At 52.6% G+C, this 3,081-nt stretch carries 1 rRNA gene; it reads left to right on the top strand.

Annotated features, from left to right (window positions below):
- Positions 1-115: 115 nt before the first annotated feature.
- Positions 116-3,019, top strand: a 23S ribosomal RNA gene (locus AK59_RS0120035).
- Positions 3,020-3,081 lie beyond the last annotated feature (62 nt).

Here is a 3,081-nt window from a genome sequence, read left to right on the forward strand (position 1 = left end):
GATATTTGCTCTTTAAAAATCTGGATCAAGCTGAAAATTGAAACGACACATCTTTAATGTGTGTTCGAGTCTCTCAAATTTTCGCAATCAGAAGTGAAACATCTTCGGGTTGTGAGGTTAAGCGACTAAGCGTACACGGTGGATGCCCTGGCAGTCAGAGGCGATGAAGGACGTGCTAATCTGCGAAAAGCGCCGGCGAGGTGATATGAACCCTTGACCCGGCGATGTCCGAATGGGGAAACCCAGTGCAATCCGTTGCACTATCGTTAACTGAATACATAGGTTAACGAGGCGAACCGGGGGAACTGAAACATCTAAGTACCCCGAGGAAAAGAAATCAACCGAGATTCCCCCAGTAGCGGCGAGCGAACGGGGAGCAGCCCAGAGTCTGAATCAGCTTGTGTGTTAGTGGAAGCGTCTGGAAAGTCGCACGGTACAGGGTGAAAGTCCCGTACACGAAAATGCACAGGCTGTGAACTCGAAGAGTAGGGCGGGACACGTGGTATCCTGTCTGAATATGGGGGGACCATCCTCCAAGGCTAAATACTCCTGACTGACCGATAGTGAACCAGTACCGTGAGGGAAAGGCGAAAAGAACCCCGGCGAGGGGAGTGAAAAAGAACCTGAAACCGTGTACGTACAAGCAGTGGGAGCACCTTCGGGTGTGACTGCGTACCTTTTGTATAATGGGTCAGCGACTTATATTCTGTAGCAAGGTTAACCGTATAGGGGAGCCGAAGGGAAACCGAGTCTTAACTGGGCGTTAAGTTGCAGGGTATAGACCCGAAACCCGGTGATCTAGCCATGGGCAGGTTGAAGGTTGGGTAACACTAACTGGAGGACCGAACCGACTAATGTTGAAAAATTAGCGGATGACCTGTGGCTGGGGGTGAAAGGCCAATCAAACCGGGAGATAGCTGGTTCTCCCCGAAAGCTATTTAGGTAGCGCCTCGTGAACTCATCTTCGGGGGTAGAGCACTGTTTCGGCTAGGGGGCCATCCCGGCTTACCAACCCGATGCAAACTACGAATACCGAAGAATGTTATCACGGGAGACACACGGCGGGTGCTAACGTCCGTCGTGAAGAGGGAAACAACCCAGACCGCCAGCTAAGGTCCCAAAGTCATGGTTAAGTGGGAAACGATGTGGGAAGGCCCAGACAGCCAGGATGTTGGCTTAGAAGCAGCCATCATTTAAAGAAAGCGTAATAGCTCACTGGTCGAGTCGGCCTGCGCGGAAGATGTAACGGGGCTAAACCATGCACCGAAGCTGCGGCAGCGACGCTTATGCGTTGTTGGGTAGGGGAGCGTTCTGTAAGCCGTTGAAGGTGGCCTGTGAGGGTTGCTGGAGGTATCAGAAGTGCGAATGCTGACATAAGTAACGATAAAGCGGGTGAAAAGCCCGCTCGCCGGAAGACCAAGGGTTCCTGTCCAACGTTAATCGGGGCAGGGTGAGTCGACCCCTAAGGCGAGGCCGAAAGGCGTAGTCGATGGGAAACAGGTTAATATTCCTGTACTTGGTGTTACTGCGAAGGGGGGACGGAGAAGGCTATGTTAGCCGGGCGACGGTTGTCCCGGTTTAAGCATGTAGGCGGAGGTTCCAGGTAAATCCGGTACCTTTTAACGCTGAGGTGTGATGACGAGGCACTACGGTGCTGAAGTAACAAATGCCCTGCTTCCAGGAAAAGCCTCTAAGCATCAGGTAACACGAAATCGTACCCCAAACCGACACAGGTGGTCAGGTAGAGAATACCAAGGCGCTTGAGAGAACTCGGGTGAAGGAACTAGGCAAAATGGTGCCGTAACTTCGGGAGAAGGCACGCTGATATGTAGGTGAAGCCCCTGCGGGTGGAGCTGAAATCAGTCGAAGATACCAGCTGGCTGCAACTGTTTATTAAAAACACAGCACTGTGCAAACACGAAAGTGGACGTATACGGTGTGACGCCTGCCCGGTGCCGGAAGGTTAATTGATGGGGTTAGCGGCAACGCGAAGCTCTTGATCGAAGCCCCGGTAAACGGCGGCCGTAACTATAACGGTCCTAAGGTAGCGAAATTCCTTGTCGGGTAAGTTCCGACCTGCACGAATGGCGTAATGATGGCCAGGCTGTCTCCACCCGAGACTCAGTGAAATTGAACTCGCTGTGAAGATGCAGTGTACCCGCGGCAAGACGGAAAGACCCCGTGAACCTTTACTATAGCTTGACACTGAACACTGGTCCTTGATGTGTAGGATAGGTGGGAGGCTTTGAAGCGTGGACGCCAGTCTGCGTGGAGCCGTCCTTGAAATACCACCCTTTAATGGCTGGTGTTCTAACGTAGACCCGTAATCCGGGTTGCGGACAGTGTCTGGTGGGTAGTTTGACTGGGGCGGTCTCCTCCCAAAGAGTAACGGAGGAGCACGAAGGTTAGCTAATCCTGGTCGGACATCAGGAGGTTAGTGCAATGGCATAAGCTAGCTTGACTGCGAGAGTGACGGCTCGAGCAGGTGCGAAAGCAGGTCATAGTGATCCGGTGGTTCTGAATGGAAGGGCCATCGCTCAACGGATAAAAGGTACTCCGGGGATAACAGGCTGATACCGCCCAAGAGTTCATATCGACGGCGGTGTTTGGCACCTCGATGTCGGCTCATCACATCCTGGGGCTGAAGTAGGTCCCAAGGGTATGGCTGTTCGCCATTTAAAGTGGTACGCGAGCTGGGTTTAGAACGTCGTGAGACAGTTCGGTCCCTATCTGCCGTGGGCGCTGGAGAATTGAGGGGGGCTGCTCCTAGTACGAGAGGACCGGAGTGGACGCATCACTGGTGTTCGGGTTGTCATGCCAATGGCACTGCCCGGTAGCTAAATGCGGAAGAGATAAGTGCTGAAAGCATCTAAGCACGAAACTTGCCCCGAGATGAGTTCTCCCTGAGACTTAAAGTCTCCTGAAGGAACGTTGAAGACGACGACGTTGATAGGTCGGGTGTGTAAGCGCAGCGATGCGTTGAGCTAACCGATACTAATGAACCGTGAGGCTTAACCTTACAACGCCGAAGATGTTTTGGCGAAGAGACAGATTTTCAGCCTGATACAGATTAACAGAATT

It is taken from the genome of Enterobacter sp. T1-1, assembly GCF_000710795.1.
Lineage (GTDB): Bacteria > Pseudomonadota > Gammaproteobacteria > Enterobacterales > Enterobacteriaceae > Enterobacter > Enterobacter cloacae.